Origin of the sequence: Secundilactobacillus odoratitofui DSM 19909 = JCM 15043, from assembly GCF_001434895.1 — a bacterium.
Taxonomy (GTDB): Bacteria; Bacillota; Bacilli; order Lactobacillales; family Lactobacillaceae; genus Secundilactobacillus; species Secundilactobacillus odoratitofui.
Map to the genome: position 1 here is coordinate 194,338 of NZ_AZEE01000030.1, position 25,922 is coordinate 220,259.

The 25,922-nt window shown below is 45.5% G+C and carries 24 protein-coding genes and 1 riboswitch; of the genes, 19 read left to right on the forward strand and 5 right to left on the reverse strand.

The features are described from left to right. Nucleotides 1–61: 61 nt before the first annotated feature. Nucleotides 62–1,435, reverse strand: a complete 1,374-nt coding sequence (locus FD04_RS11125; RefSeq protein ID WP_056948889.1) for a sugar porter family MFS transporter — start codon at nt 1,433–1,435, stop codon at nt 62–64. 508 nt (nt 1,436–1,943) lie between these two features. Here FD04_RS11125 and FD04_RS11130 point away from each other — a divergent pair. The 5 genes from FD04_RS11130 to FD04_RS11150 all read left to right on the forward strand — a co-directional run bounded on the left by FD04_RS11130 (nt 1,944) and on the right by FD04_RS11150 (nt 7,121). Beyond that, complete coding sequence (locus FD04_RS11130) at nt 1,944–3,689, forward strand: thiamine pyrophosphate-dependent enzyme (protein WP_054700828.1); 1,746 nt, start codon at nt 1,944–1,946, stop codon at nt 3,687–3,689. Between the two features lie 31 nt (nt 3,690–3,720). After that, entirely contained in the window at nt 3,721–4,599 is an 879-nt protein-coding gene (locus FD04_RS11135) for an RluA family pseudouridine synthase (protein WP_056948891.1), read from the forward strand. Nucleotides 4,600–4,763: 164 nt separating this feature from the next. After that, nucleotides 4,764–4,955, forward strand: a complete 192-nt coding sequence (locus tag FD04_RS11140; RefSeq protein WP_054700831.1) for a hypothetical protein — start codon at nt 4,764–4,766, stop codon at nt 4,953–4,955. 781 nt (nt 4,956–5,736) lie between these two features. Continuing rightward, a complete protein-coding gene (locus FD04_RS11145; RefSeq protein WP_054700834.1) occupies nt 5,737–6,462 on the forward strand; it encodes a DUF1003 domain-containing protein in 726 nt (241 codons plus the stop codon). Nucleotides 6,463–6,536: 74 nt separating this feature from the next. Next, nucleotides 6,537–7,121, forward strand: coding sequence for a GNAT family N-acetyltransferase (locus FD04_RS11150; protein WP_054700837.1), 585 nt, complete (start codon nt 6,537–6,539; stop codon nt 7,119–7,121). Between the two features lie 78 nt (nt 7,122–7,199). Here the strand turns inward: FD04_RS11150 and FD04_RS11155 are convergent, their stop codons facing one another. Continuing rightward, complete coding sequence (locus FD04_RS11155; protein WP_054700840.1) at nt 7,200–8,144, reverse strand: dihydroorotate oxidase; 945 nt, start codon at nt 8,142–8,144, stop codon at nt 7,200–7,202. A gap of 355 nt (nt 8,145–8,499) precedes the next feature. Here FD04_RS11155 and FD04_RS11160 point away from each other — a divergent pair, with 355 nt between their 5' ends. From FD04_RS11160 to FD04_RS11200, 9 genes are all read left to right on the forward strand, one after another. Then, nucleotides 8,500–8,907 carry a hypothetical protein gene (locus FD04_RS11160; protein ID WP_235805696.1) on the forward strand — a complete coding sequence of 136 codons (408 nt, stop codon included), beginning with the start codon at nt 8,500–8,502 and terminating at the stop codon, nt 8,905–8,907. A gap of 19 nt (nt 8,908–8,926) precedes the next feature. Further along, entirely contained in the window at nt 8,927–10,123 is a 1,197-nt protein-coding gene (locus FD04_RS11165) for an MFS transporter (RefSeq protein WP_420806525.1), read from the forward strand. A gap of 213 nt (nt 10,124–10,336) precedes the next feature. Beyond that, complete coding sequence (locus tag FD04_RS11170) at nt 10,337–11,623, forward strand: uracil-xanthine permease family protein (RefSeq protein WP_056948895.1); 1,287 nt, start codon at nt 10,337–10,339, stop codon at nt 11,621–11,623. A gap of 62 nt (nt 11,624–11,685) precedes the next feature. Beyond that, nucleotides 11,686–13,008: a cytosine permease gene (locus FD04_RS11175; protein ID WP_054700973.1), complete on the forward strand. Its 1,323-nt coding sequence runs from the start codon at nt 11,686–11,688 to the stop codon at nt 13,006–13,008. A gap of 556 nt (nt 13,009–13,564) precedes the next feature. Next, entirely contained in the window at nt 13,565–14,101 is a 537-nt protein-coding gene (locus FD04_RS11180; RefSeq protein WP_054700843.1) for a GNAT family N-acetyltransferase, read from the forward strand. A 298-nt stretch (nt 14,102–14,399) separates the two neighbouring features. Then, a complete protein-coding gene (locus FD04_RS11185) occupies nt 14,400–15,323 on the forward strand; it encodes a cation diffusion facilitator family transporter (protein ID WP_054700846.1) in 924 nt (307 codons plus the stop codon). A 19-nt stretch (nt 15,324–15,342) separates the two neighbouring features. Beyond that, on the forward strand, nt 15,343–15,990 hold the full coding sequence (locus FD04_RS11190; protein ID WP_054700849.1) for a metal-dependent transcriptional regulator: 648 nt from the start codon (nt 15,343–15,345) through the stop codon (nt 15,988–15,990). A 201-nt stretch (nt 15,991–16,191) separates the two neighbouring features. Next, entirely contained in the window at nt 16,192–16,941 is a 750-nt protein-coding gene (locus FD04_RS11195; RefSeq protein WP_054700852.1) for a threonine/serine exporter family protein, read from the forward strand. A 9-nt stretch (nt 16,942–16,950) separates the two neighbouring features. Continuing rightward, entirely contained in the window at nt 16,951–17,436 is a 486-nt protein-coding gene (locus tag FD04_RS11200) for a threonine/serine exporter family protein (RefSeq protein ID WP_056948897.1), read from the forward strand. Between the two features lie 120 nt (nt 17,437–17,556). Here FD04_RS11200 and FD04_RS11205 read toward each other — a convergent pair whose 3' ends face one another. Both FD04_RS11205 and FD04_RS11210 read right to left on the reverse strand, forming a co-directional pair. Further along, entirely contained in the window at nt 17,557–17,937 is a 381-nt protein-coding gene (locus FD04_RS11205) for a DUF1634 domain-containing protein (protein WP_054700855.1), read from the reverse strand. A 1-nt stretch (nt 17,938) separates the two neighbouring features. Then, nucleotides 17,939–18,784, reverse strand: a complete 846-nt coding sequence (locus FD04_RS11210; protein ID WP_056948899.1) for a sulfite exporter TauE/SafE family protein — start codon at nt 18,782–18,784, stop codon at nt 17,939–17,941. A 229-nt stretch (nt 18,785–19,013) separates the two neighbouring features. Here FD04_RS11210 and FD04_RS11215 point away from each other — a divergent pair, with 229 nt between their 5' ends. The 3 genes from FD04_RS11215 (at nt 19,014) to FD04_RS11230 (ending at nt 22,216) form a co-directional block, all read left to right on the forward strand. Next, entirely contained in the window at nt 19,014–19,679 is a 666-nt protein-coding gene (locus tag FD04_RS11215) for a phosphatase PAP2 family protein (RefSeq protein WP_056948902.1), read from the forward strand. A 400-nt stretch (nt 19,680–20,079) separates the two neighbouring features. Continuing rightward, nucleotides 20,080–21,525: an ABC transporter permease gene (locus tag FD04_RS11225; protein WP_056948906.1), complete on the forward strand. Its 1,446-nt coding sequence runs from the start codon at nt 20,080–20,082 to the stop codon at nt 21,523–21,525. A 19-nt stretch (nt 21,526–21,544) separates the two neighbouring features. Next, the gene (locus tag FD04_RS11230) at nt 21,545–22,216 is read left to right on the forward strand and encodes an ABC transporter ATP-binding protein (RefSeq protein ID WP_054700861.1); all 672 of its coding nucleotides are present in this window, start codon (nt 21,545–21,547) and stop codon (nt 22,214–22,216) included. A gap of 166 nt (nt 22,217–22,382) precedes the next feature. Here FD04_RS11230 and FD04_RS11235 read toward each other — a convergent pair whose 3' ends face one another. Next, entirely contained in the window at nt 22,383–23,183 is an 801-nt protein-coding gene (locus FD04_RS11235; protein ID WP_056948908.1) for a lp_1002 family arylesterase, read from the reverse strand. Between the two features lie 108 nt (nt 23,184–23,291). On the opposite strand from FD04_RS11235, the gene FD04_RS11240 reads away from it, so the two are divergent. Next, on the forward strand, nt 23,292–23,831 hold the full coding sequence (locus tag FD04_RS11240; RefSeq protein WP_054700864.1) for a GNAT family N-acetyltransferase: 540 nt from the start codon (nt 23,292–23,294) through the stop codon (nt 23,829–23,831). Between the two features lie 84 nt (nt 23,832–23,915). After that, nucleotides 23,916–24,093: riboswitch (Lysine riboswitch) on the forward strand. Between the two features lie 78 nt (nt 24,094–24,171). Then, nucleotides 24,172–25,638, forward strand: coding sequence for an amino acid permease (locus FD04_RS11245; RefSeq protein WP_056948910.1), 1,467 nt, complete (start codon nt 24,172–24,174; stop codon nt 25,636–25,638). Nucleotides 25,639–25,922: the final 284 nt, after the last annotated feature.

Consider the following 25,922-nt stretch of genomic DNA (forward strand, 5'->3'; position numbering starts at 1 on the left):
AAACAAAAGAACCGATGACGATAAGGTCATCGGTTCTTTTGTTTAAAATTGAATGTTTAAATTATTTGTTAGTACCTTGTTCCTCAATTTCTTCAAGGGTCTTACCACGTGTTTCTGGGACACGGGTACGGATGAATAAGACACCGAGTAAGCAAATGACACCGAAGATACCAAACACAGCTTCTTGACTCATGTTGGCAGTCATGATTGGGAAGAGTAACCCAACTAACCATGAACCGATCCAGTTGAATGATGAAGCCAAGCCTGAAGCACGACCACGAATTTGGAGTGGGAAGATTTCACCAACCAACACCCAAGTAAGTGGGGCCCAAGTGAATGAGTAGAATGCAACGTAGATACATAGGAAGACCACGATCATCATTGGGTTAGCGTGTGGCATGATCCAGTTGATGATGGCTGGGAGTAAGAATGACAGACCCATTACGGCGCCACCTATGGTTAAGAGCGTACGACGGTTGAACTTTTCAGCAATTGCAATGTAGAGCAATGAACCAAGCACAAGGATCACACCTTGAATGATTGGCCACATTAAAGCTGAACTTGCAGCGTTACCAGTTGCCTTTTCAACAATCAGTGGAATGTAGTAGAAAATGGCGTTGGCACCTTGGAATTGTTGGAAAGCGGCCACACCGACACCGGCGATAACCAAGTAACGGTATTTGCCAGTGAACAAAGTGCCCCATGAAGTTGTCTTAGCAGCTTCACTTTCTTGTTTGTTGGTTTCAGCAATGTTGCTTAATTCTGAATCGATAACAGCATCATCTTTACGGATGAAAGTTAAAACTTGGCGTGCTTGATCTGGGTGCCCCGTTTTGATTAAGAAACGAGGTGATTCAGGCAAGCGTAGAACACCGAAGAATAAAATAATGGCTGGAACAGCGGCAAGACCTAACATTAAACGCCATGCAAGCGTTTCGGGTAAGTCTTTCAAAACGAAGTCAACAATGTATGAGAGTAACATCCCAGACACAATCATCGTTTGGTTCAACCCTGAAAGTGACCCACGTTTTTCAGCCGGTGCCATTTCAGACATGTAGGCTGGCACTAGGGCTGAAGCAGCACCAACGGCTAACCCTAAGAACATCCGAACGATAATCAAATAAATTTGACCATCATGAGGTGAAGCAGCGGAAAGTACTGAGCCAAGAACGAAGATCAAGGCGGAAACCAAAATCATCTTCCGACGGCCAAAGCGGTCAGAAAGTTGTCCGGCAAGTGCGCCACCAAAGATGGCACCAAACATAACGGCTGAAGTAATCCAGCCAGTGATACCAGCTGCATTTTGAAGATGCCAATCAATTTGCAAGAATGGCAAGGCACCGGTCATAACCCCAATATCGTAACCGAAAAGGATGCCGCCAAATGACCCGAAGAAATAAATAAAGCCACTTGGGATTTTCTTTTCTTTATCCATTTTGTTGCCTCCTAAAAGCATAAGTTTAAATTTAAATAGGAAATGAATTGAAAACGCTGTCATAAAATCGTTTTCTAAGAGCATTTTTAAGTATGCGCCAACTTTAGATACCGCGACCGATCTAGAATGGGTAGCCTGTCATAAAATTGGATAACGCTTACAAGGACTACTTTAAATTAATTGTCCGTATAAATCAAGGACAACTTAAATTTATTTCATAACTTATTCATCAAAATGACACCGATTTCACAATCCAATTATCAGCAAACTGCGTGAGATTCAGAATTTAACATGATACCAATCGGTTTTTAGCAAGACAAAAAATATTTTAAAAAAGTTTCAATTTATCGGACAAATCCGGACAAATTTGTTAAATTGATTAATTTATGTTGATGGTGGGAAAGCGAATTTGCTTGACGCCAGCCATGAATGTCATAAAACGTGGTTCTTTCATCAAACGTTGGTGAATCTGATAGAATAGAAGTAATAATGTTAGGGAGGTTGGCTCATGGTTAAGATGAAAGCATCACAGGCGTTGGTACAGGTTCTTGCAAATTGGCAAATTGATCACGTATACGGCATTCCCGCCGATTCACTGATTGACGGGTTTGCTGCTGAACGGGATCAAGTCCGCTACATTCAAGTTCGTCATGAAGAAGTCGGCGCATTGGCAGCCGCGGCAGAAGCTAAGCTGACTGGTAAAATCGGTGTGGCTTTGGCATCGGTTGGTCCGGGTGCACTCCACTTGCTGTACGGTCTGTGTGACGCCAAAATGGATCATGCGCCGATGCTGGTCATCATGAGTAACGTGGCGACCTCAATGATGAATACTCACTACCTGCAAGATATGAATGAAGATGAACTGTTTGCTGGTCTTGACACGTATCACGTTCAAGTCAGTGACGCCAAGCAGATTCCCACTACCATTCAAGAAGCCATTCAGGTGGCATACGAAACTCAGATGCCTTCTGTAGTCATTATTCCAGATGACTTGGCCAACCATGAGATTGAAAGTCCCACGTTACCAGTGGTGCAACCACAAACGCCGGTTTGCGAAGTTCACGGGCAAGACGTGTTAACCACGGCTAGTTTGATTCAAGCGGCACAGCGACCGGTCATGTTAGTTGGAACTGGTGTCCGCCACGCACAAGCAGAGGTCGTAGCAGTTTCGGAAAAGTATGGTCTGCCGGTGATTCCTACGGCACCGGCAGTGGGTTATGTACCAAGTCAGTTTAAAAACAATCTGGGTCCGGCCGGTCGCATTGGGACGCAACCCGCTCATGAAGCCTTGAAAATGGCTGATTTAATTGTCATGGTGGGAAGTAACTATCCATTTTTGCGCTTTTTACCAAATCAGCCAAAAGTAGTTCAAATCGACCGTAGTGCGAGTGCATTAGGCGTTCAATCTGCAGTAACCCAAGCGGTCCAAGCCGACGCTAAAAAGTTCTTAGACCAGTTACTCAATGTCACGATTGACGAACAACCGGCGACACCATTTTTATTAGCTTGTCAGCAGTCTCGTCGTAATTGGCACCATTACCTTGACCAACAGGCCAATGATCGACCGAATGGTTTATTAACGGCTGAGGCAGTCTTGCAGGCACTCCAGCCAGTACTGAAATCTGATGCCGTTTATGGCTTAGATATTGGGAATAACACCATTTGGTCAGTTCGTAACTTACCATTCAGTGGCCAGCAAGCCATGACGATGTCAGCTTGGCTTGGCGCAATGGGCTATGGTATGGCTGCTGGGATTGCAGCTCAGGTCAGCTTTCCGGATCGGCAAGTCGTCACGGTTTCTGGTGATGGTGGGTTTTCAATGGTCGTTCAAGATTTATTGACTCAAGTGCAGTATCAACTGCCGGTGCTCAACGTTGTGTTAGAAAATGGTGGTTACGGTTTTATTCGCCAAGAAAAGGCCAAAACTGGCCAGACCGACTACGCATTAACCTTTAAAAATGCTAATTGGGCTGGCGTTGCAGAAAATATGGGTGCAATTGGTCTGAGAGTAACCGATGACGCTTCACTGGCAAGTGCGATTGCTGTCATCGCGGAACATTTCAAACAAGGCGTTAAAATCCCCATCGTGTTGGACGCGATTATTTCAGATCAGTCGCCCCTTGATACGAGTGAGATGCTGCTTGATGAACAACGAGACGGGGTACAGGCAGTCGCGGATTATCGTAAAGCTAATCATTTGCCGGCTGATCAATACCCGTCACTTCGTACCCTCATGAATCAATTTACCAATTAAAATAAGTCAGTTTAAGGAGTCGAAATAATCGATGGAATTTACGTGGACCGCTACTCAAAACGGACAGTCGGCTAAACAAGTCTTGAGTGAACACGGTGTCAGTCACCGGATGTTTACCCAAATTAACCATAGTAATGGGCAGGTGTTAGTCAATCAAAAACCAGTTGCGCCAGCCACTCAGGTCAAACCAACGGATAAGGTCACACTCGTGGTCCCAGCTGAACCCGCAGATCCAGCTGTACCAGTGAGTCACGAATCATTATCGGTTGTGTTTGAGGACCAGCACTCGCTTGTCGTTCTTAAACCGGCTGGACTGACATCCGTACCTGGGCCAAGTAATCGAACGGATACCCTGGTTAATCGAGTTAAGGGCCATCTTGTGGCACAAGGGGACGTTAATTTAGTGCCCCACATCATTACCAGACTGGACCGAGATACCAGCGGATTAGTCCTGATTGCCAAACATCGGTTGGCGAACTCCTGGCTTAACCAACAGCTGGCTGATCATACGCTGCAAAAAAGGTATTTGGCCATTGTTGGTGGCCAGTTAACTAAGGACCATGATTTGATTGATGCACCACTCAGGCGATCTGATGAAGGCTTTAATCAAATTGTGGCGCCCGATGGTAAAGCCGCTCAAACAGAGTACTGGGTCAAGCAGCGCTGTGCTGAATGGACATTAGTGGAAGTGTTATTGCACACTGGTCGCACGCACCAAATTCGGGCGCACTTTCAGTCACTCGGGCATCCATTACTAGGCGACGCACTATATGGCGGTAATCAGCAACAGATTCAACGGCAGGCATTACACGCATTCTCATTATCTTATCGTGATCCGTTGACGAATGAAATCAGGCAGTTTGAAACGCCATTGCCCGCTGATATGGCGACTATCATTAAGCAAGTCTGACGAAAAATTATTCACTTCACGCATGATTATCTGAGGACAAAATGATGAGGTAAGACGCAATATTAGAATTCATCTCATAGTAGAAAATAAAGGCGGATTTTGCTTGCTATTTCTAAATAACCCTGTATCATGGCAGGTGTAAAAACTACTAAGGAGTGAATATGATGACAAGTAATGACGAGTCACAGCAGGCAATCGAGAAGATTTTGAACCAAATGGAGGAAAACCTTTCCGAATTATCATGGTTTGACTGCGACTTAAAGGATGACCAATTTACCAAGCACGTAGCTGATATTGAGGCTTCGTTGAAAGCTGCTAAGAAGCCTTTCTTCGCTGATAAATTAGTCACTGAATAACCCCGTTGCTTAGACATCTGTTTGTCGCCCAATAATTGTTTCATCGTACTCAAACAGGCCTTTAGTCAATAAAGGCGAGTTACACCAATCTCAGTTACTTGAGATGAAGACACGTGAATTGCGCTTGCAATTCACGTGTTTTTTCATGTGTCACGTATGAATTCAGTTCAATGGAACACTGTGGGCTGTATCCGCCTCCGGCCGCCAGCCAGTTTTGGGAACTGGTAGCTGTGGGACCGACTTCAACCGCTTCGCGTTTTCCGTCTCGCTTCTGAGCCTCGAAAACCACGAGTCTCAGAAACGTCCAGTACCACTAAGTGCTGCGCACAAAGTGGTACTAGTCACTGCTACCAGTCCCCAAAACTGGCCTCTGGCACTACGGCTACGTGATAATATAACCTGTCTTTCAGTTATTTAGAGGTAGTGTGTGAGACAGCAATATGACGACTTTAGTGAAGAATAAGTAACTAGAGTTCTTTTCAGTAACGGGAACGGAAGGTAACGCGCTGTTTTGGTTGCAGTGATAAGTTCGAGTTTGCGCGTAGCGCTTACTCGAACTGGACGCTTGTGAGACTTCGGTTTTTGAAGGCTCACAAGCGAGGCGGAAGACACGTTTTCGTGGCTGCAGCCGGTCCCACAGCACCGAAACAGCGCGTTACCTGGAGTGGTAGTGGCCACAATAAATGATGATTTCAGTCATAATCCTGTCAACAAATAATTTGGTATTGACGTTTGCCGCAACAATAAGATAGTTTAAAATGAAATAAAGGAGTTGGAGAATATGTCTGAAAAATTGACGGCAACTTGTATTGTTGACGGCCGGGAATATCAGGTCACTGAGGGGCTTTACTTGGCTGATTTGTCAACGGCGATTCGGCAACGTGTGAAGCAAGATTATCCCAAAGCAAAAATTACGGATTTTATTTGCGGTCACCATTTACTCAAGTATCGGTTGGCGAGCGTTGACGCAATGATCAATGCAGACCTGAAGCAAAGTCAAAAAATTAATCGGAAACTGACGCGAGCAATGCAAAGTGATGATTACGAGATCACGGATGTGAACGAAACGTTGACTAAGAGCTTATCCTTCGGTGAACGCGTTGCCGACAACGTTGCCAGATTTGGTGGTAGTTGGGGGTTTATTGGTGTTTTCGTCTTCGTTTTAGTCGCCTGGATGTTGATCAACAGCCTACAATTATTCGGCATTCATTTTGATGAATACCCGTACATTTTACTCAATTTATGTTTAAGTTGTATTTCGGCCATTCAAGCACCAATCATTATGATGAGCCAGAACCGATCAGCAGACCGCGATCGAATGGACGCTGAAAATGATTTCCACGTTAATTTGAAGTCAGAACATGAATTGCGCATTTTGCACGCGAAACTTGACCATTTATCACAAAATCAGATTCCTCACACCCTTGAAATTGAAAAACTGCAAATTGAAATTTTGGCTGAAATTCGAACGGAACTGGCTGATTTAAGACGAGAACGAGAATCGTAACGTCAGCGGAGCAATTTTTGACAAGCTTCAGTCTTTCATGTATCCTCAATATCAACATGATAGGAGGATTCATTTTGATTACGATTCGAGAGGCTCAGCCGGATGATGCGGGCCAGATAGCACCATTGATTGGGTTAATTTTTGACGAGATGCAATTAGAGGAATTAGAAGACGTTCCCGAACCTGACTTAGAGCAGGTCATCACGATGGCTTACCGGACGCGCAGTTATTTGTCCGGTGATGCAACCACCGTGGTGGCCGAGGCCGATGGTCAAGTTGTTGGGGTTGCCTTTGGGTATCCCGGCGAAAATGAAGAGCGGGTGGATGAAGTGCTTCGACGCTTGTCAGATAAGAGCGCAGCCTTCAACGCACCGTTTGAAGCTGAGTCTGAAACGGATGGTGGCGAGTGGTACCTAGACTCGATTGCTGTTTCACCAGACTACCAGGGACATGGTATTGGTAAGCGACTACTCGCAGCCTTGCCGGCATATGCAAATCGAGATCGAGAACAGGTCATGGGCCTGATCGTTGACTTTGATAATCCAGACGCAATGGCGTTGTATCAACGGGTTGGGTTTGAGGTTGTCGGTACTCGGATGGTGGGTGACCACCAGTACTACCATATGCAACGCCCTGTCCGTAAAGTGGTTGCTGCTTAGCAACGACGATTAAACAATAAATTTAAAAAACGCAGCTTGATTCCATTCGAATCAAGCTGCGTTTCATTTTCAGACGAATTAATCGTCGAAGGTTTTGAGTTTACCACGGAAGTCTTCGATTGAGTGATAGCCCTTTAAGGCCATGATATCGTCGAGCTCTTTTGAAAGTCGGTCAAATAGGTTAACGCCTTCATAGCCAAACTGGGTACCAATCTGAACCATGGAAGCGCCACACAGGATGTGTTCAAATACATCTTCACCAGATAAGATACCACCGACGCCAACGATGGCAATGCTTGGGTTAAGGCGTAAAGCCAAGCCACGAACGTTGGCTAACGCGGTTGGTTTAACCGAAGCGCCACCAATACCGCCAAAACCACCCTTAGGTTTGATTGCCACTCGCTCAGTTTGAGGATCAATCACCAGTGCGTTACCTATGCTGTTAATGGTAGTGACAAAGGTGAGCGGGTACTTGTTCAAAACTTCGGCAATTTGGTCAAAGTGAACAAGGTCAAAATAAGGCGGTAGTTTAACACCCAGTGGCTTTGTGTAGAAGTCAAAAATTTGATTTAGCGTCGTATCAACTTGTTCAAAGTCATAACCGGTCTGTGGATGACCTGGTACGTTTGGGCATGATAAATTGAGTTCAACAAACCCCTCATACGCAGAATCTTGGATTTGGTGAAGCATTGATAAATTATCAGCAAGGCTTGTGCCTGCAATTGATAGAAAGTTGGTGGCATCTGGCCGTTGTTGCTGGTCAGCGATAACGAAGTTCAAGTAGTAGTCCAACCCGTTATTTGGGAGGCCCATGGAATTAATACAACCCTTAGGTAGGGTCTTCATTCGCGGTGATGGATTACCCGCGCGTTGTTGCGGTGTCGCACTCTTCGTGACGTAAGCACCCGCATTGGAATTGATAATGGTTGTCAAATCCTCGTCTGATTGGCACCGAACCCCCGCCGCATTCATCATGCAATTCTCAAAAGTTCGGCCACCAATAGTCGTTGTTAAAGTTGTCATCAAAAGTCAGCTCCCTGTCTGAATTTATTTGGTATTTAATTGTGGTTAACTTTAACTGATTGAGGCGTCAACGTCAAGCAAAAAAGGTGCGAACCCAACCGTTTAGAGACCGGAGCCTAAGGTGTTCCCAGCTATGAAGCCGTTTTGGGGCTTTGTGGCGGGGAACGCCTTAGGTTCCGGTCTCTGGTTGGATGGGCCCGATTAGACCAGAGAAAAATTGGTTGAATCAAAATTTAAAAAGTATCTTTCATCCCCAAACACTCTAGCTGCAGCTTCACCAATCCATCAAACAGATGACCCTCACGCCAATAACTGGTAAGATAGAACAGATTAAATCAATTGGGGAGGGACTAATGTGTCTGAAAACGAAAAACCAACGCTCAGTTTGGGTGATGAACAATTTAACCAAATGATGTTATTTTTAAAAACACCAATCAATCAGGCCAATCACAAAGATTACCGCTTTGGTGAATCTGAATTACGTGAACTGCAAGAAGGCATTTGGGCGATGCCTGCCTACCTTGAAGAAGGTGAACCTTACAGCACTTTTTTTCTGTTTACCACGATTGAAACGGGAGAAATGGTCGTAGCTTTTGCTGAGGGTGAAAAGCAGGCACAACAGTTAGCCCTTGGCAAACCGCTAACGACTGGTGCGGGCTTAAATCGCCTGTACGCACAAAAGCAGCAACGTGCACAACGGGTTTTAAAATTTTTGAACGATATTTCACGCGCTAACGAAGCGGAATGGCGTCAAATTGTTTAGTTGAGTAAGTCTTAGGGGGGTGAGTCGTTTGCCCAAAAAACAATTTAACTGGCCTTTGTTTTTATCACCGTTCATTTCTCGGGTGGGTGATTCGCTTTACTTATTTGGTCTGAACTGGTTTGTTGTTAAGGCAACGAACAGTACAGCCTTACTGGGAATCGTCCAAGCTGTGGGTGGTCTCACACTGCTTTGCGGTGACCTGTTTTGTGGTGTTTTGATCGATAATTACAACCGTAAGCAAATTCTATTAGCGTCCGAATTAGTCAGTTTGCTAGCCTGTTTTGGGTTCGCGATGATCATTAACCCAGTTTCACCGGCGGGATGGCAGTTGATTGCATTAACTTGTATGCTAGACGTGGGCTTGGCCTTCAGTTTTCCGGCCGCTAAAGCCATCGTGCCTGAAATTTTGGCACCACAGTCGTTACAGCGATTTAATGCGTTTTCCAATACAGCGTTAAATCTGGCTGATGTGGTCACGCCGCTATTAGGCGGTGTCTTGCTGACGCTGAAATGGATCGACTTTCGATCATTTTTATTGATCAACGGGTCATCTTTTACGTTGTCGTTTATTTTGATTGCCAGTCTACGTTATCAACCCGTCATAACCCAGCAGGCTAAACTCACTTTTTGGGCGAGTTTGAAGTCTGGCTTTAGCTATGTCCGGGCTAACCCGACTTTAATTGAAAATGTGATCTTAAGTGGGCTCGCCAACGTTTTATTTGCGGCGGTCAGGTTAGTTTTACCGTTCGTCGTGGATCACTATTATCAGGGTAATGCCCAACGGTACAGTTATTTGCTAACTGGCCTGGCAATCGGTGGCATCTTGGGTGGACTACGCCTGACGTTAGCGAAACGTTCTGCTAACCGGGCGGATAACTATCGCGATTTGATATTGGCGGCGATTGCGATGTTGATTGCCGGCAGTTTTCAACAGTATGGTATTCTGCTCGTTGCGACACTTGTCTACGGATTCGCCATGGCATCGTTTAATATTCGCGCCTTTACGTTAACGCAGGATTTAACCGCAAACGAGTACCTGGGTCGAATCTTCGGCATCTGGTTCATTGCGTTAGATGGCGTGCAGCCGTTTGGCTCATTCGTATTTGGTTTTCTGACGGATTATACCAAAAATGCAACCTTAGCAATTATCGGCATCACGTTGATTGTCGCCATTGGCACAGTCGGACACCATTTTAAGCACGTCGATCGAGTTTGACGATACGTTTGAACTGTTATATACTTTTGTAAAATATCAACCTTTTAAATTAGTCCCGTGAGGCTAATAAAGGGGTCGGCCGCTGCTTTGCAGCGATTAATCGGCACCTCTATACCTGCGGGCATAGGGGTGTTTTTTCGTGTGTTTGCCCCGATACTTGGCGTTAAAAAGGTGATTTTGCAATTATTCAGCATAAATTTAGGGAGGCGTCACATGGCAAAACAACAAACAGATCGGTATCGTAATCCTGACGCGGTCCTAGATATTTGGGAACGACCATCCTTTGGACAATGGGTCGGGCTTTCAATTCAGCACTTGTTTTCGATGTTTGGTTCCACCGTTTTGGTGCCGATTTTAGTGGGGTTAAACCCCGGTATCGCGCTCTTTAGTTCCGGCGTGGGGACTCTGATGTACATTTTGATCACCCGCGGCAAAATTCCAGCGTACATGGGTTCGAGTTTCTCTTTTATCGTGGTGATGCAAAGCTTAATGAAGCAGGCCGGCTACCCTTCGATTGCTCAGGGGACCTTGGCCGTTGGGGTCGTTTACTTGATTGTCAGCGTCCTCGTGTCCTTGATTGGCTCGGACTGGATCGACAAAGCGTTACCGCCAATTGTGGTTGGTCCCATCATCATGGTGATTGGGTTATCGTTAGCTGGTAGCGCGGCAACCAACGCCACGATGGTCAACAATCATTACAGTCTGACTTCTTTTGGCATCGCCATGGTGACGTTATTGCTGACGGTCGTATTTAACATGTTTCTCAAAGGCTTCTTGGGCCTGATTCCAATCTTACTTGGCATCGTTAGTGGCTATATCGTGGCGGTGCTTGCCGGCGTCGTTGACTTTGCACCGGTAATTGCAGCACCTTGGTTCAAAATGCCAGCGTTTCAGATTCCGGGTGTGACTTACCAGTTGACCTGGCATCTGGATGCAATTTTGAGTATGGCGCCCATTGCGTTTGTCACGATGACCGAGCACATGGGTCACATTATGGTTTTGAATAAGTTGACCCACCGTAACTTCTTCAAAGATCCTGGGTTAAACCATACGTTGGCGGGGGACGGTACGGCTTCCATTATTGCTAGTTTTGTAGGTGGTCCGCCAATTACTAGTTATGGTGAGAACATTGGCGTTTTAGCTATTACCCGAGTTCATTCAGTATACATGCTAGCTGGCGCAGGCTTGTTCGCGGTTTTATTCTCTTTTGTAGGTAAGTTAAGTGCTTTGATAGAAAGTATTCCGTCACCAGTTATCGGTGGTATCAGCTTTTTGCTATTTGGTGTTATTGCCTCCAGTGGATTGCGAGTCTTAGTCGATAACCACGTTGACTTTAATGAAAAGCGGAACCTGATTATTTCAGCAACTATTTTAGTGATTGGAATCGGTAATGCGACGCTACAATTTGCTGGACTCACTTTTTCAGGACTTTCGATTGTTACAGTGCTAGGTATTTTGCTAAATTTGATTTTACCGAAGCACGCCATTAACGAACAGTAATTAATGAGGGGGAACACACTTTGGCAACGAAAAACGGTTTAGGACGGGTGCCCGCGATTCCAATGGCTGCTCGACACATGTCGTATTGGGATATGTTTGCGACTTGGGTTGGTGCGAATGCGAATAATGGGACGTGGTACATCGGTGGCGTGATTGCCGCCTGTGGCTTTTTGACCGCATCGACAACGTTGATTATCTCCGGCATCGTTTCATACTTGTTACTTGCGGCCGCCAGTTACATGGGATACAAAACCGGGCTAACGGCAATGACACTCACCCGTGCTTCATTTGGTCTGCGTGGATCATTATTACCATCAGTCATCAACCTCGTTCAATTTATTGGTTGGGCGGCGGTGAACACGTTTATCGCGGCAACTTCAATGAGTTTTCTCTTCCATGACTTATTTGGGTGGGCAACTTATGGCCAACCTGGCGGAACGATGGGCCTGGCAGTAGGAATCATTGTGATGAGTATTTTCCATCTGCTGAGTATTTCACTCGGACAGCGTTCGGTTCAATTGATTGAACGAGTGGGAATCGTCCTGGTTTTTGTGTTTGTGATTTGGGAATCCATCGTTGTTTTCAAGACCGTTTCGTTTCACCAAATTCTGACTTGGCAGCCACCGCACAATCTTAAAATGACACCTGGTGCGGCAATTGATGTCTTGGCGGCCTTTAACTTAGCGTGGGTTACTGCGGCGAGCGATTTTTCACGGTTTACAGGCGTTAAAAAGAACGCGACACAAGCTTCGTTTTTGGGTGCAAACTTGGGCCTGTTCTGGTTCGCATTTATTGGCCTCATTGCAACAATTGGCACGGCAATCACGCTGAATCGCTTTGATCCTAACAATTCGGATCCTAGTACGATTGCTAGCAAGTTAGGGCTTGGCTTTTTGGCCATGATCGTCATTATTTTGACCAGTACGACGGCCAACGCGGTTAACTTGATGTCGGCAGGCTCGGCACTAACAAATATGACGCGGCGCTTAAGCTTGACGGTGAGCCTGTGGGTCGTCACGTTGATTGCGACGGCAGTGACCTTTCTGCCAATTTTCTTGGCATCCTTTCTGGATATTTTTACGGCATTCTTGGATGGGATTGGCATGGTTTTAGGGCCGGAAATTGGCATTTTCCTAGTAGATTATTTCTGGCTACATCGGCGTCAATATGACGTTTCAGATTTTAACAAAGTACGTGGCCAATATTGGTATCAAGGCGGCATCAATTGGATTGCCATCCTGGTTTGGGGCGTCTCGGTTGCTTGCTACATTGGCCTGAAACACGTTGCCTTCATTGCCGATACGATTGGCGCCACGTTTGTTGTGATCTTACTTAGCATGGTACTTTACTGGCTTTTGATGAAATTGTCACAAAAACGGGCATAATCGGTTGCTCATTTGGAATCACTAATGTTATTCTTACAGTAGTGGTAGGCATTGGCTGATTATTACTGGAAATACTTTTGAAGTTTGTCTTTAAACGTAGTTTGATAAACGTCGTAGTCGCTAAACTTGACAGCATTGCCATGGATGGCGCTTCAATGCGCTTTGAGTGCTCAGTCTAAGCTGAGCCAGTAACCGTATCTGATTGACGGGTAAGTGAAAATTAAGAAATTGATTTTCTCAGTGCTAGTCGGTCGGCCAACCACTCAAAAATCCCACTCAGGGCAGAACTGAGTGGGATTTTTTGTGACTTTAAAGCCCAGTTAGTCCTTTGATAATCAAATAATTTTAGGATCAAAGGGCTTTGTGTCGGGATTTAACAAAAATAAAATATTAAGAAATCTAAAATGTCGGTCGCTTTCAATGCCGTTAAATCAGCCTTTTGAAATTAGAAAAACGTTAATTGAATTATTAGGAAAAAGTTACCTCGTTTTGGTAGACTTCCCCTCTTTTTCGCGTTAAGATATCAAAATCTTATTGAAAAAAAGGGGTGGAAGACATGTATTTACATCGCGCAGAAATGAAGGATTTACCACAAATTGAATCAATCATCCAGGATGGCAAGCGTCACTTGGCGGCACAACACATCGATCAATGGCAGGGAGGCTATCCTAATACCAGGGTGTTAGTGGACGATATTCAAAACGGGCACACAATGGTGCTTGTGGATGATTATGACATCTTAGGGACGGCGGCTGTGATTCCAGCGCCAGATCAGAGTTATCAAGTCATCGATGGCGACTGGCTCACGCACGATGAGACGTACGTGGCTATCCACCGGGTGGCAGTTTCAGCTAACCACCGTGGCCAGGGCTTGTCGGGCAAGCTATTTGATGCCATCTTTAACGAAATCGAGCAACACAAGTCCGTTAAGGGCGTTCGGATCGACACACACCCAGAAAACAAGGGTATGCAACACGTCATTAAAAAGGCGGGCTTTACCGAAACCGGCCGCGTTGAAGTTTTGGCCGATGAAGACACTATGGTTCAAGATTTCGCCTACGAAAAGCTCACTAATGCTGGTACTTTAGTTTAAAAATAAATTTTATTAGTAGTCTGAGAAGCACGCTTTCTTTTACGGAAGTGTGCTTTTTTGTCTTTAAATGATTGGTGCATTAGTGGAAACCGTCCGCCTCCGGCCGTCAGCCAATTTTGGGGTGGGTAGCTGTGGGACCGACTTCAACCGCTTCGCGTTTTCTGAAGTGGTAGTGACAGTAGCAGTGACCAGTGCAGTGAAAAATGTGAATTTCACAAAGATTTGAAAAAGTCGATTATAAGTCAGTTGCCGATTCTCGCCTAAAAATGCGATAATAGATTTACTAGGGGGAATCGGTATGGCCAAAGATCACCAAATGTCAGGACAAAGATTTTTCATCGTCACGGTTCTTAACGCCGTGATTACGATCTTAGAAGTGGTAGGTGGTTTGCTATCAGGTAGTCTCGCACTGCTATCAGATGCCTTCCATAACCTGGGTGATACGTTTTCAATCGTTATCAGCTATGTTGCACACCGTATCAGTCAGCGACAGGAAGATCAACGCAACACCTTTGGCTATGGTCGTGCGCAAATCCTGGCGGCTATGCTAAACGCGTTTTTATTGATTATCGTTTCGGTGTTCTTAGTGATCGAAGCCGTTAAACGATTAGGTCATCCGGAAACCATTAACGGTGGCTTAATGCTCTGGGTTGCCGTCATTGGTTTATTGGCTAACCTCGTTTCTGCCTTGTTAATGCACGGCGGTGCCAAGCATAATTTAAACATGAAGGCGACGTACCTGCACTTACTGAGCGATACGTTATCATCAATTGGTGTTATTTTCGGCGCATTTATGATTCAGTGGTACAATGTTACTATATTTGACCCAATTATCACGATTGTGGTTGCCCTTTATATCACAGTTGAATCGTGGCCCATTGTTAGACATACAATTACGATTTTGATGCAGGGTGCGCCGAAAATGGATTATGACGCTATTAAGGCCGATTTATTAACCATCGAAGGTGTGACCAATGTGCATCACATCCACGTTTGGATGATTGACGAGCACCGCATTATGTTTTCGGCCCACATTAATATGCAAGATATGCTTTTAAGTGAGGTTGAACCCATTTACCGGCAAATTGAACGGCTGTTGGCGACGAAGTATCAAATTTGTCACGTCACGTTGCAAGCTGAAGATATTAGAGGTCGCGATGAAGAACTGATTCACAACGAAGATTTAGAGCAGCAATTAAAACAACGACAACATGAAGAATAACAAGGAGTACGATACGAAAATGACACCCATGAAAGAGGACTATTTAAAAATAATCTTCGAACTTGGCGGCGCAAGTGAGAAAGTTTCGAACAAGCAGATCGCCATTAGTTTAAATATTGCAGCTGGTTCCGTGACAGAAATGGTCACTAAAATGGCTGAAGAAGGGTTAGTGGTTCACGAACCCTACGCCGGTATTTCACTGACACCTAAGGGACGTGAGCTTGCTGTGACGCTGGTTCGTAAGCACCGTTTGTGGGAAACTTTCTTGGTCAAACGGCTGAACTATGCTTTACCAGATTTAGACGTTGAGGCTGAAAAGTTAGAGCACGTGACCAGTGAAAAACTAGCCAACGCAATCGATGACGCCTTAGATAACCCAACCAAGTGCCCACACGGTGGGACGATTCCGGATCGCAGCGGCCACTTTGCTGGCGAATCTCACTTAATTTTAAACGATGTAAAAGATGGCGAAACCGTGACTGTGGCCCGGTTTATTGATAACCATGATCTGCTCACTTATCTTGGCGACATCAAATTGGATTTAGGTGATCAATTAGTTGTCAATAAGCATGATCCGTTTGAAGGCCCGGTACTGGTGACTAACTTGACGGATAAACAAGATTTAACGATTGGCTATAAGGCCGCCCATTATATCTTTGTAGAATAAGCGCTCACCGTTTCAATCACCCATTTTCAAAGCAAGAACAATACCACACTGGTGCACCGAGTTGATTTTCGAATGAAAAATCGCTTGGTGCATTTTTTTCACGTTCAAAAGCCACTTAAAATATTTTTAAACAACAGTACCCCAATCCCAGCGAAACAACGTATAATGACCTTAAGTCATTTAAAACGGAGGCAACCAATCATGACAACCGGTCAAGGACACTTAATGATAAAAACGGCCCTGCATGCAGGCCGTATCATGATTGAAAATGGATCAGAAGTCGCGCGGGTGGAAGATACGATCCACCGAATTGCGATTAACGCGGGTTATCCCGATAGTAAAGTGTACGTGACGATTACCGGGATGATGATGTCAATTTCTGGGGAGGAGAACGCTCAAATTGAACCAGTGGCATCACGATCGATCGACTTAGAAAAGATTACTCAGGTCAATGATTTATCACGGCAGTTTGCAGCAGGTACCATTGATTTACCTCAATTTGAGCAACAATTAACGGCACTTGAGGCTCATCCGCGTTACTTTCCTTTTTGGTTACAACTCATCTCGGCTGGTTTGGTTAGTGGCACACTGGAAGTGGTTTTTCGGCACAATTTGCCGGATTTTGGCATCACTTGTTTGATTGGTTTGGTTGGCTGGGCCATATTTTATGGTGTGAACCGGGTGGCTAGAGTCCGGTTCTTGAGTGAATTCTTGGCTGCAGTTGGCATCGGTGCATTGGCAATCTGGTTCGTGAATTTGCATTTAGGCAATAGCGTCGATGATATTATTATCGGTAGCGTGATGCCGCTGGTTCCTGGCGTACCACTGACGAATGCTGTCAGAGATATTTTGGCGGGGGACCTGGTTAGTGGGATTGCCCGTGGTATCGAAGCGTTGATGAGTGCAATTGCGATTGGTAGCGGGATTGCCATGATATTACAGGTACTGTGAGGGATGACGATGATTACAAACTTAATCATAGACCTAGCACTGACCTACGTTGCCACCGTGACGTTTGGCGTGTTGATCAACGTGCCACGTAGAGGACTTAACGTTGGCGGATGGATCAGTACGGTCAGCTTCTTAGTATACCGGCTTTGCTTAATGCTCCATACAGGCATCGCGTTAGCAAACCTGGTTGGTGCGTTACTCATTGGTATCTTGAGTATGCAAGCAGCCCGCTACAAAAAAATGCCAGTGATCAATTTTAATATTCCGAGCATGGTACCCTTTGTGCCTGGTGGTCAGGCGTATCAAATGGTGAAAAATTTTGCGCTGGGCAATAATTCGCTGGCACTGAGTTATTTGCTCCAAGTAGTTGTTATTGCAGGTGCCATTGCCTTTGGCTTTTTACTGGCCGAACTATTTAACCGACTGCAGGCGCGGCTAATGCTGAAGCTTTCAAGTCGGTGGCGACACGAGCATCGACATAATCCTAAACTATAAGTCACGTCAAATAGAATCAAAAATTAGTTCCAGAGTAAACGAAATGGACTGTCACTTTCCAGCTAGGAAAGTAGCAGTCCATTTTTAGTTTTGGTTACATTCAGATGATAGCGCGCCTGATTAAACTGTGTGACCAATAATAAAACTGACACATAGAATAATCAAAACGGCTGTTGTGATCCAGACGTACAAGTGGTCGTGTTCTTTATAGAAGGCGTAAATTGATACAACGACCCGTAATACCGGGGTTAAAATCAAACAAAACATGCCGACCATCATAATTGCGTAGGGCTTCATGTGTGCGGTGCCTGATAAAATAGTACTGATCGTGGTTGGCTGATGGCCAACGGCGTAACCACCGTCGCCACCATTAACGAGGAGTAAAATGAGGCCGATTAACATTACGATTGCGGCAATAACAACCCCAATTTGGAGAATTCGACCGATCATAATTTCGATGTGAGCCATTTCTTTTTCAGTTGACTCTGGTTTGTTCGCCATGTTAGTTCACCCCCATAATGCCCTTGTAGAGCATTTGTAGACCAATCAATAGGATTACCGGTACAAAGATCATGCGGATAACTCTAGCAGGCAGTACTTGCATGATTCGAGAGCCTAAAACGGCACCAACTAAAATACCGAGGGCTAGTGGGACAGCAATGTTGGGTAAAATTGAGCCATTAAAGAAGTAAACCGTTGCACTAGCAGCGGCGGTGACCCCCATCATCAAGTTACTGGTTGCAGAGGATGGTTTTAACGGCATCTTCATAAAGGTGTCCATCGCAGTAACTTTAAAAGCACCGGAACCGATACCAAGCATGCCACTGGCGAGACCAGCCCCTAACATTACCAGGAATCCTTGCGGGACTCGTTCAACTTGGTAGTCGATTTGTTTCATTTCGACTTTATCATAGTAGCTGCTATTCAACTTCAGTTTCGTCGCTAACCGATCTGGCTTAACATCTGAAACGATTTCTTGACCGCGCCGCAGTTTACGCCACATGTTCCAGCCAGAAAAGACGAGCAGTGCACCAAACAATAAGTAGAGCCACTTTGGATCTAAGATGCCGGTTAACAGTGCGCCTGCAATCCCGCCAATCGTCGTGGCAATTTCAAGAAACATGGCAACCCGCAAGTTCAGCACTTCATCCCTTAAATAAGCAATGGTCGAACCAGAACTGGTGGCAATCACGGCAATGATACTCGCACCAATCGCGTACTTGATGTCTAATCCCATTGCCAGCGTTAAAACGGGGGTAATGATGATCCCGCCACCAAGGCCTAAAATAGCGCCGGCAATTCCTGCGAACAGGCCCACGCCAATTAATAATAGCGTTGTTACAATCATGGCAATATCCTCTCTTTATCAACGAACAATAATATAACACCAAACTACGATAGCACACTTTGAGACTTGTGGGAATTGTTAGCCGAACTGTATCCGCATTCAATTTTACCAAGTTTCTGAACTATCTTAACTTTCAGTAAAACGCTGATTCGTCATTTCTTGGAAGAGTTAATATATGATATACTCAACGTTGCAGTGTTATAAACGTAAAATTGGGAGGAAGCAACAAATGATCATTGAACAAGAACGTGATCGGCCTTATCGATTGCTGGTCAGCGGTGGCTTGTTTGCCTTTTTGGCGGCTGTCATTATGGCACACTCCGGACTGCTGTCATTTATTGACGGTGTGTTCGTCGAAGTTATTCAAAAACACGAATCTGGCACAAAACAAGCAATTATGGGCGCCGTTTCATTTTTAGCATCACCAACTCTAGATATTATATGGGTGCTCATCATTGCGTTTCTGTTGTGGGGATTTAAATTTAAAATTCCAGCCTTGTGGGCGATTGGAACGTTGATTGGCGGTGACGTGGTGGCTACGATTGCCAAAGATGTTGTTCAGCGCGCCCGTCCTTTTGGTCACTTAGCAGCCGATGACGGGTTTAGTTTTCCAAGTGGTCACGTCTTTGGAACGACACTGATTATTGCCATTATCTGGATTGTCGTCGTGCCCATGATTCAAACTGACTGGAAGTGCATTGTCGTTCGGACAGTTTTGATTTTATGGATGTTACTGGTGGCTTGGTCACGGGTGTATCTTGGCGCACACTATCCATCTGATACGTTAGGTGCGATGTTGTTAGCCTATGCTTGGTTACAAATTGCTGAGTGGCTGTACCTCTGGCTGGCACCGAAACTTGCTAAGATTAAGTTCATTAGTCACACAGTTTATTAAATACGTCACACTTATAAGTCATGATTATCATCTTGGTAATCATGGCTTTTTTGCTGTCTTATGGTTTGTGTTCTGGAAGTATGCTGTGAAGGCCCGCCTTCGGCCGCCAGCCAGATTTTTGGTCGGGTAACTGTGGGACCGACTGCAACCGCTTCGCGTTTTCCGTCTCGTTTCTGAGCCTCGAAGCTCACGAGTCTCAGAAGCGTCCAGTGCCACCCGACCAAAAATCTGGCTTCTGGCGCTACGGCTCACATAGTGGGCAACTTCATCACCCGTTTAAGCTTACCTTAAGTCACCACCTGTATAAACTAAAGCATGCCTAAAACGAATTAGAAAGGGTGATACTTATGCAACAGTTACGCAAGTTTCAACAGATACCATCGTTTGAGGGGGTTCTGCAATGAATTTCTTTAAACGGGCGTGGCTCAGCTTAATTGCTAAGAAGGGTCGCTCAGTACTCATGTTGATCGTGACATCAGCTATTATGTTATTTGTCTTTGCCGGTCTGCTGATTAACACGGCCGCCAATAATGCCACCGAACAGGCTAAAGAGAGCGTGGGGGCTACCCTAACACTGTCAGCCAATCGAGAAGCTGCTTTTAAGAAAATGCAACAGAGTCAAAGCAGCAGTAGTAGCAGTCGTCCCAAGTTAACAACATCACCAGTTAAGTTGAGTGATGCCAAGAAGATTGCTAAATTAGCTAACGTGTCGAGTTATAATGCCACTACCAGTACGTCGGTAAATACGGATGGATTTGACACAGTGTCAACGACTTCTAGCAGCTCACCGATGGGGGGGATGAAGTCATCAAGCAGTACGGGTGATATTACGATTAACGGTGTGACCAATACCGCTCAATCCAGCAGCTTTAGTGATAAAACCAATAAACTAACAGCTGGCCGTCAATTAACCAGTGCCGACAGTGGCACGAACAATGTGATGATCGAGTCTGAGTTGGCGAAGGCGGATAGCCTTAAAGTTGGTGATACGATCAAGGTCAAGTCGACCTCTGGCAGCAAGACGTATCAATTAAAAATTGTCGGGATTTATAAAGCTAGCTCAAGTGCAACCACTCAGATGGGGCCGGGGGCCAGTGATCCAGCCAACACAATTTATACGTCAAACACCTTTGCTAATACGGTTAAAGGTAGTAAGTATGCTAATACGGCCGACTCAGTTACTTTTACCATTAGCAATCCGAGTGCCGTTAATCAGGTCAAAAAAGCTGGTAAATCAGTTATCAATACCTCCAAGTACAGTCTGAGTGCTGATGATTCAAGTTATCAAACGGTTAAAGCGTCCATGAAAAACGTTAAGTCGTTTGCCAATAAGATTGTTTGGCTGGTCTCAATTGCCGGCACAATTATTTTAGCGCTCATTGTAATGTTACAAATTCGTGAGCGTCGACACGAAATTGGAGTGCTCCTGTCAATGGGTGAGTCCCGATTCAAAATCATCAGTCAGCTCTTCGTTGAATTGGCGATGGTAATGGTTGTTAGCTTGGTGATTGCCGGGATTGGTGGCCAGTTTATCGGCAACAAGCTCGGACAACAGCTCGTGAGTCAGCAAACCACCACCGCAACAAGCAGTGGTACTAGTCAAGCAGGGCCTGGTGGAACAACGGGCCGACCAAGCGGTGCCCCAACTGGCAACATGCAGGGTGGCATGAGGCAAAATATGAGTAACCAAAGTAGCAAGGCCAAACAGGCTAAGCTGAAGGTGACACTTTCACCAGTTCAACTCGTAAAACTTGGTGCAATGGGCTTCGTCATTATTTTATTGTCGGTCGTCATTGCAGCAGGTGGTATTTTACGACTGCGACCAAAGCAAATCTTACTTGAGTAATTTAGAGGAGGATGATTAAATGCTAGAAGTATCCAACTTAGGCTATTGGTATGATCACCAAGATAACAGCCTATTCAACAACGTCAATTTAACTTTTGAAGCTGGCCAGTCGTACGCTGTGATTGGACAAAGTGGGTCAGGTAAAACGACCTTTTTGTCTTTGATTGCCGGACTTGACGTACCACGTGAGGGGACTATCTCACTTGACGGTCAAGATATTCAGCAAATTGGGTTGACCAACTACCGTAAACACGATGTTTCAATTGTTTTTCAGGCCTACAATCTCTTGACGTATATGTCACCGTTAAACAACGTGTTAACGGCGATGTCAATCACCAACTCCAGTCATCAAGGTGACCAGCAGTTTGCCAAGGATTTACTAGGTAAACTGGGGTTGACCGATGTTCAGATGACACAAATGGTGACCCATTTATCTGGTGGCCAGCAACAGCGCGTTGCGATTGCTCGGGCAATGGCTGTGGATGCCAAACTTGTGGTAGCCGATGAGCCAACGGGGAATCTGGACGAGGCCAACACGAAAGAAGTGGTCAATCTGTTCCAAAAACTAGCCCACGAACAACAGAAGTGTGTGATTATCATTACCCACGAACCAGATGTGGCAGCTGCTTGTGATCGTCAAATTAAACTGTCAAACCACGAGTTTGTAGTGAAGGATGCCACAACTGTCTAAGAATTGAAACTTTAAATTGTTAACTAAATGAAAATGCCCCAACAGCATTGACGATTATGGTAGTACCGCAAAGTTAGAGTGAAAATCACTTAACTTTTGCGGTACACGCCAAGATTGCGTCAATACTGTTGGGGTATTTTAAATTTTTGTTAGCGATAGCATGGCGCTATAACGTTTCGTTCAACCATTCGTCTGCTAATTGCAACCAACGCGCAACGTGGGGTTGGTTGGCATCTCGTTTCCAAGCCGTCAAGTGGTTCGCCAACGCTAAGCCATGAGGGCCGTGATGGAACAAGTGTAGTTCGTAGTCGACATTGTGAGCAGCCAAAGCGGTGGCATAAGCCAGACTATTAGACGCCGGGACTAACGGATCGTCGGCCGTGGCCCAGATAAAGGTTGGTGCATTTTTGTCAGAGACGTATTCATCGGCTGCTAGCTGTTCTGGTTGATCAGACCACGTCGCTAAAGTTTGCTCATCGGTTGGGAAACCAAGTTTGGGACTGATAACGGGGTAGCCTAAGATAGTGGCTTGAGGTTCCAAAGTTTCCGCTGAAACACCAAGTTGATCGGTTAGCCAGTCTTGATGCCAAGTATCGTTGTAAAGGGCGACGATGTGACCGCCAACTGAAAACCCAGCTAGGGCCAGTCGTTGTGGATCAATCGCCCAATCATCGGCATGTTGCCGAATTAAGGCAACGGATTGTGCTAATTCAACGACTGGTGCCGGATGGAGTGGTGATTTTTCATCCACGAAGCTGTAGCGGAGGTAAAAACTCTGGTAGCCTAAACCAGTGAACGCTAGGGCCAATTTTTCGGCCTGGGCTTCGGGAATGTGCGTGTAAGATCCGCCTGGTACAATAATGATTGCGGGATAATTTTGTTCAGGAAGTGCTTCATCGGGAGTCTGTAAGAAGCCGTGCAATACGGCCTTGGTATCTTCACCAAGTGATTCTGTAATAATTTGCATAGTCATCATCCTAGTTATAAGTTATGATTGAGATATTGATTGGTGTGTCTTGCACCAATAAGGACAGTTTAACGCATTTTGAGTTTTGATGAAAAAGGATCGATTTAAATGACAGTAGAATTACGGACAGACCGGCTTGAGCTGCGACCTTTCGTTGAGTCGGATGTAGCAGATTATTTTGAAATCGTGGGTGATCCGGTTAGCGCTAAAGCGGCTGGTTTTCAGTACGCTCATGAATTGGCGGATGCCGGCTATCTGCTCAAACAGACGATGAAGCAGGAACTTATTTTTGCCATCGTTGAAAGAACCACGAATCACGTGATTGGCAGCATCGGTTTTTATCCGCGTGTGGGTAAGGACGGGCTGACAGAAGCGCATACAGCTGAATTGGGTTACGTGCTGAACCGTGCATACTGGGGCCACGGTTACATGCCAGAAGCCGGTCAGGCGTTACTGGCTCAGTTCGTTGGCTCAGGTGTGTTTGAAACGGTGTGGGCCAGTCACTTGGCTGATAATGACCGGTCAAAACGGGTGCTACTAAAATTAGGCTTTGCACACGTGGATACATTCGTGCACCCAGCAACCGCTCTTTATCAGCCAGGTGAAACCGAATTAGTTTATCGATTGGATCGTGAGTCAGAAGAATAGTAGTTATGGTGCTTAACTAAAGCCTTTTCAGGACGTTTCACGGTTTGTCTTGCAATCTGAGACTAAACAGTTTACTATAGGAAACATTAAAGAAGAGGCGCGAATCAAAAGAGTCGCTTTCGTGAGAATAATCAGATTCATTGAGCGAGAGTAAAAGGGTGGTTTGCCGAAGTTGAGCGTAACTGATTGAACGTGATACTGGGACCTGTCTTAATAAGGCAGGGACTGTCGCAACGATGTGTTGTGGAGCGCTTCCTACGGTAGAATGACTCACTGGGTCGTCTCGCAGGTAAGCTGTGGGCGGCCTTTTTTATTGCATAATGAAAGTGAGTGTATAGACATGGCAGAAGCATCAGATCATGAAGTGAAGCGAGAACTCAAAACTCGCCATATCTCAATGATTGCATTGGGTGGTAGTATCGGAACTGGCCTCTTTGTCGCCAGTGGTTCAGCAATTTCAACTGCTGGGCCTGGCGGTGGCTTATTAGCGTACGTTGCCCTTGGTATTATGGTGTATTTCTTGATGACATCCCTTGGTGAAATGGCAACACACATGCCGGTTTCTGGTTCGTTTGCGACCTATTCGACCAAGTACGTTGATCCGGCGCTGGGGTTTGCAATGGGTTGGAATTACTGGTTTAACTGGGCAATTACGCTGGCCGTCGATATCAGTACGGCGGCACTGGTCATGAAGTTTTGGCTACCAAGTGTTCCCGGTTGGATCTGGAGCACGATTGTGTTGGTCTTCATCTTTTTGATCAACGCATTAACCGTTAAAGCCTTTGGTGAAACGGAGTACTGGATGGCAATGATCAAGGTGATTACGGTTGTGATCTTCTTGATTGTTGGGGTATTAACCATTTTTGGTATCATGGGTGGCCATGCTACTGGACTAGAAAACTTTACCTATAAAAAGGCACCGTTTGTCGGTGGTGTTCCAGCCGTCCTGAGCGTCTTCGTTGTTGCTGGTTTTTCATTCCAAGGAACGGAACTTGTCGGAATCACTGCTGGCGAATCCGCCACACCTGAAAAGAGTGTTCCTAAGGCCATTAACGAAGTATTTTGGCGAATTTTGTTATTCTACATTCTTGCCATTTTCGTGATTGCCTGCTTGATTCCGTATACCAGTCCTAAATTACTCGGTTCATCGGCTTCAGATATTGCCATTAGTCCATTTACCCTCGTTTTCCAACGAGCTGGTTTGGCAGCTGCCGCAAGTATCATGAACGCCGTTATCTTGACTTCCGTCATTTCGGCAGCCAATTCCGGGATGTACGCTTCTTCACGGATGCTGTACTCGTTGTCACTTGATCATTTTGCACCGAAATACTTCCAACACACCACTAAAAACGGGGTGCCTTTACGGGCTCAAGTGGCTACTACAGTGATTGGTGCAATTACGTTTATTACTAGTATTGCTGGGCCGCAAGTCTACACTTGGTTAGTGGCAGCGTCTGGCTTAACTGGTTTTATTGCTTGGTTAGGAATCGCCATTTCACACTATCGGTTCCGTCGGGCCTTCGTTAAGCAAGGCCATGATTTGTCGGAATTGAAGTACCATGCCAAGTGGTTCCCATTTGGTCCGATTTTGGCCCTGATTCTGTGTATCTTAGTGATTGCAGGTCAAAACACCGCTGCTTTTGCTCACTTTGATTGGGAACAGATTGGTGTGACATACTTGAGCGTGCCATTATTTGCAATTCTGTTCTTCTACTACAAGATTCGCCATCATACGCACATGATTCCATTGGATGAAGTCGACGTGGAACCGCATCGGGTTCAAGCGGCGGCGGATGATGAGAAATAGTGTTAATTAATCATTGCTAGCTAAAAGCCGAGACGGTTAAGTGTCTCGGCTTTTTATTTGCCAGTAACCCTTTCGCGGGTTGCAGTTGTCTTTTGTCGCCTCCGGCCGCCAGCAGACTGGTTGGCGGGAAGTGGCTGTGGGACCGGGTTCAACCGCTTGGCGTTTTCACCCTCGAACCAGAGCCCGAAAGGCAGGTCTCTGATTCGTCCAATGATGTAAGGGTGAAGCAACCCAAGAAGAAGTACACTTCTTGCGTCACTTCACCCTAACATCATTTTTCACTG

Excerpts from the sequence above, each read along its gene's own strand:
- FD04_RS11125 (WP_056948889.1), bottom strand. The coding sequence starts at position 1,435 with ATGGATAAAGAAAAGAAAATCCCAAGTGGCTTTATTTATTTCTTCGGG.
- FD04_RS11130 (WP_054700828.1), top strand. The coding sequence starts at position 1,944 with ATGGTTAAGATGAAAGCATCACAGGCGTTGGTACAGGTTCTTGCAAAT.
- FD04_RS11135 (WP_056948891.1), top strand. The coding sequence starts at position 3,721 with ATGGAATTTACGTGGACCGCTACTCAAAACGGACAGTCGGCTAAACAA.
- FD04_RS11140 (WP_054700831.1), top strand. The coding sequence starts at position 4,764 with ATGACAAGTAATGACGAGTCACAGCAGGCAATCGAGAAGATTTTGAAC.
- FD04_RS11145 (WP_054700834.1), top strand. The coding sequence starts at position 5,737 with ATGTCTGAAAAATTGACGGCAACTTGTATTGTTGACGGCCGGGAATAT.
- FD04_RS11155 (WP_054700840.1), bottom strand. The coding sequence starts at position 8,144 with ATGACAACTTTAACAACGACTATTGGTGGCCGAACTTTTGAGAATTGC.
- FD04_RS11170 (WP_056948895.1), top strand. The coding sequence starts at position 10,337 with ATGGCAAAACAACAAACAGATCGGTATCGTAATCCTGACGCGGTCCTA.
- FD04_RS11175 (WP_054700973.1), top strand. The coding sequence starts at position 11,686 with ATGGCTGCTCGACACATGTCGTATTGGGATATGTTTGCGACTTGGGTT.
- FD04_RS11180 (WP_054700843.1), top strand. The coding sequence starts at position 13,565 with ATGTATTTACATCGCGCAGAAATGAAGGATTTACCACAAATTGAATCA.
- FD04_RS11185 (WP_054700846.1), top strand. The coding sequence starts at position 14,400 with ATGGCCAAAGATCACCAAATGTCAGGACAAAGATTTTTCATCGTCACG.
- FD04_RS11190 (WP_054700849.1), top strand. The coding sequence starts at position 15,343 with ATGACACCCATGAAAGAGGACTATTTAAAAATAATCTTCGAACTTGGC.
- FD04_RS11195 (WP_054700852.1), top strand. The coding sequence starts at position 16,192 with ATGACAACCGGTCAAGGACACTTAATGATAAAAACGGCCCTGCATGCA.
- FD04_RS11200 (WP_056948897.1), top strand. The coding sequence starts at position 16,951 with ATGATTACAAACTTAATCATAGACCTAGCACTGACCTACGTTGCCACC.
- FD04_RS11205 (WP_054700855.1), bottom strand. The coding sequence starts at position 17,937 with ATGGCGAACAAACCAGAGTCAACTGAAAAAGAAATGGCTCACATCGAA.
- FD04_RS11210 (WP_056948899.1), bottom strand. The coding sequence starts at position 18,784 with ATGATTGTAACAACGCTATTATTAATTGGCGTGGGCCTGTTCGCAGGA.
- FD04_RS11215 (WP_056948902.1), top strand. The coding sequence starts at position 19,014 with ATGATCATTGAACAAGAACGTGATCGGCCTTATCGATTGCTGGTCAGC.
- FD04_RS11225 (WP_056948906.1), top strand. The coding sequence starts at position 20,080 with ATGAATTTCTTTAAACGGGCGTGGCTCAGCTTAATTGCTAAGAAGGGT.
- FD04_RS11230 (WP_054700861.1), top strand. The coding sequence starts at position 21,545 with ATGCTAGAAGTATCCAACTTAGGCTATTGGTATGATCACCAAGATAAC.
- FD04_RS11235 (WP_056948908.1), bottom strand. The coding sequence starts at position 23,183 with ATGCAAATTATTACAGAATCACTTGGTGAAGATACCAAGGCCGTATTG.
- FD04_RS11240 (WP_054700864.1), top strand. The coding sequence starts at position 23,292 with ATGACAGTAGAATTACGGACAGACCGGCTTGAGCTGCGACCTTTCGTT.
- FD04_RS11245 (WP_056948910.1), top strand. The coding sequence starts at position 24,172 with ATGGCAGAAGCATCAGATCATGAAGTGAAGCGAGAACTCAAAACTCGC.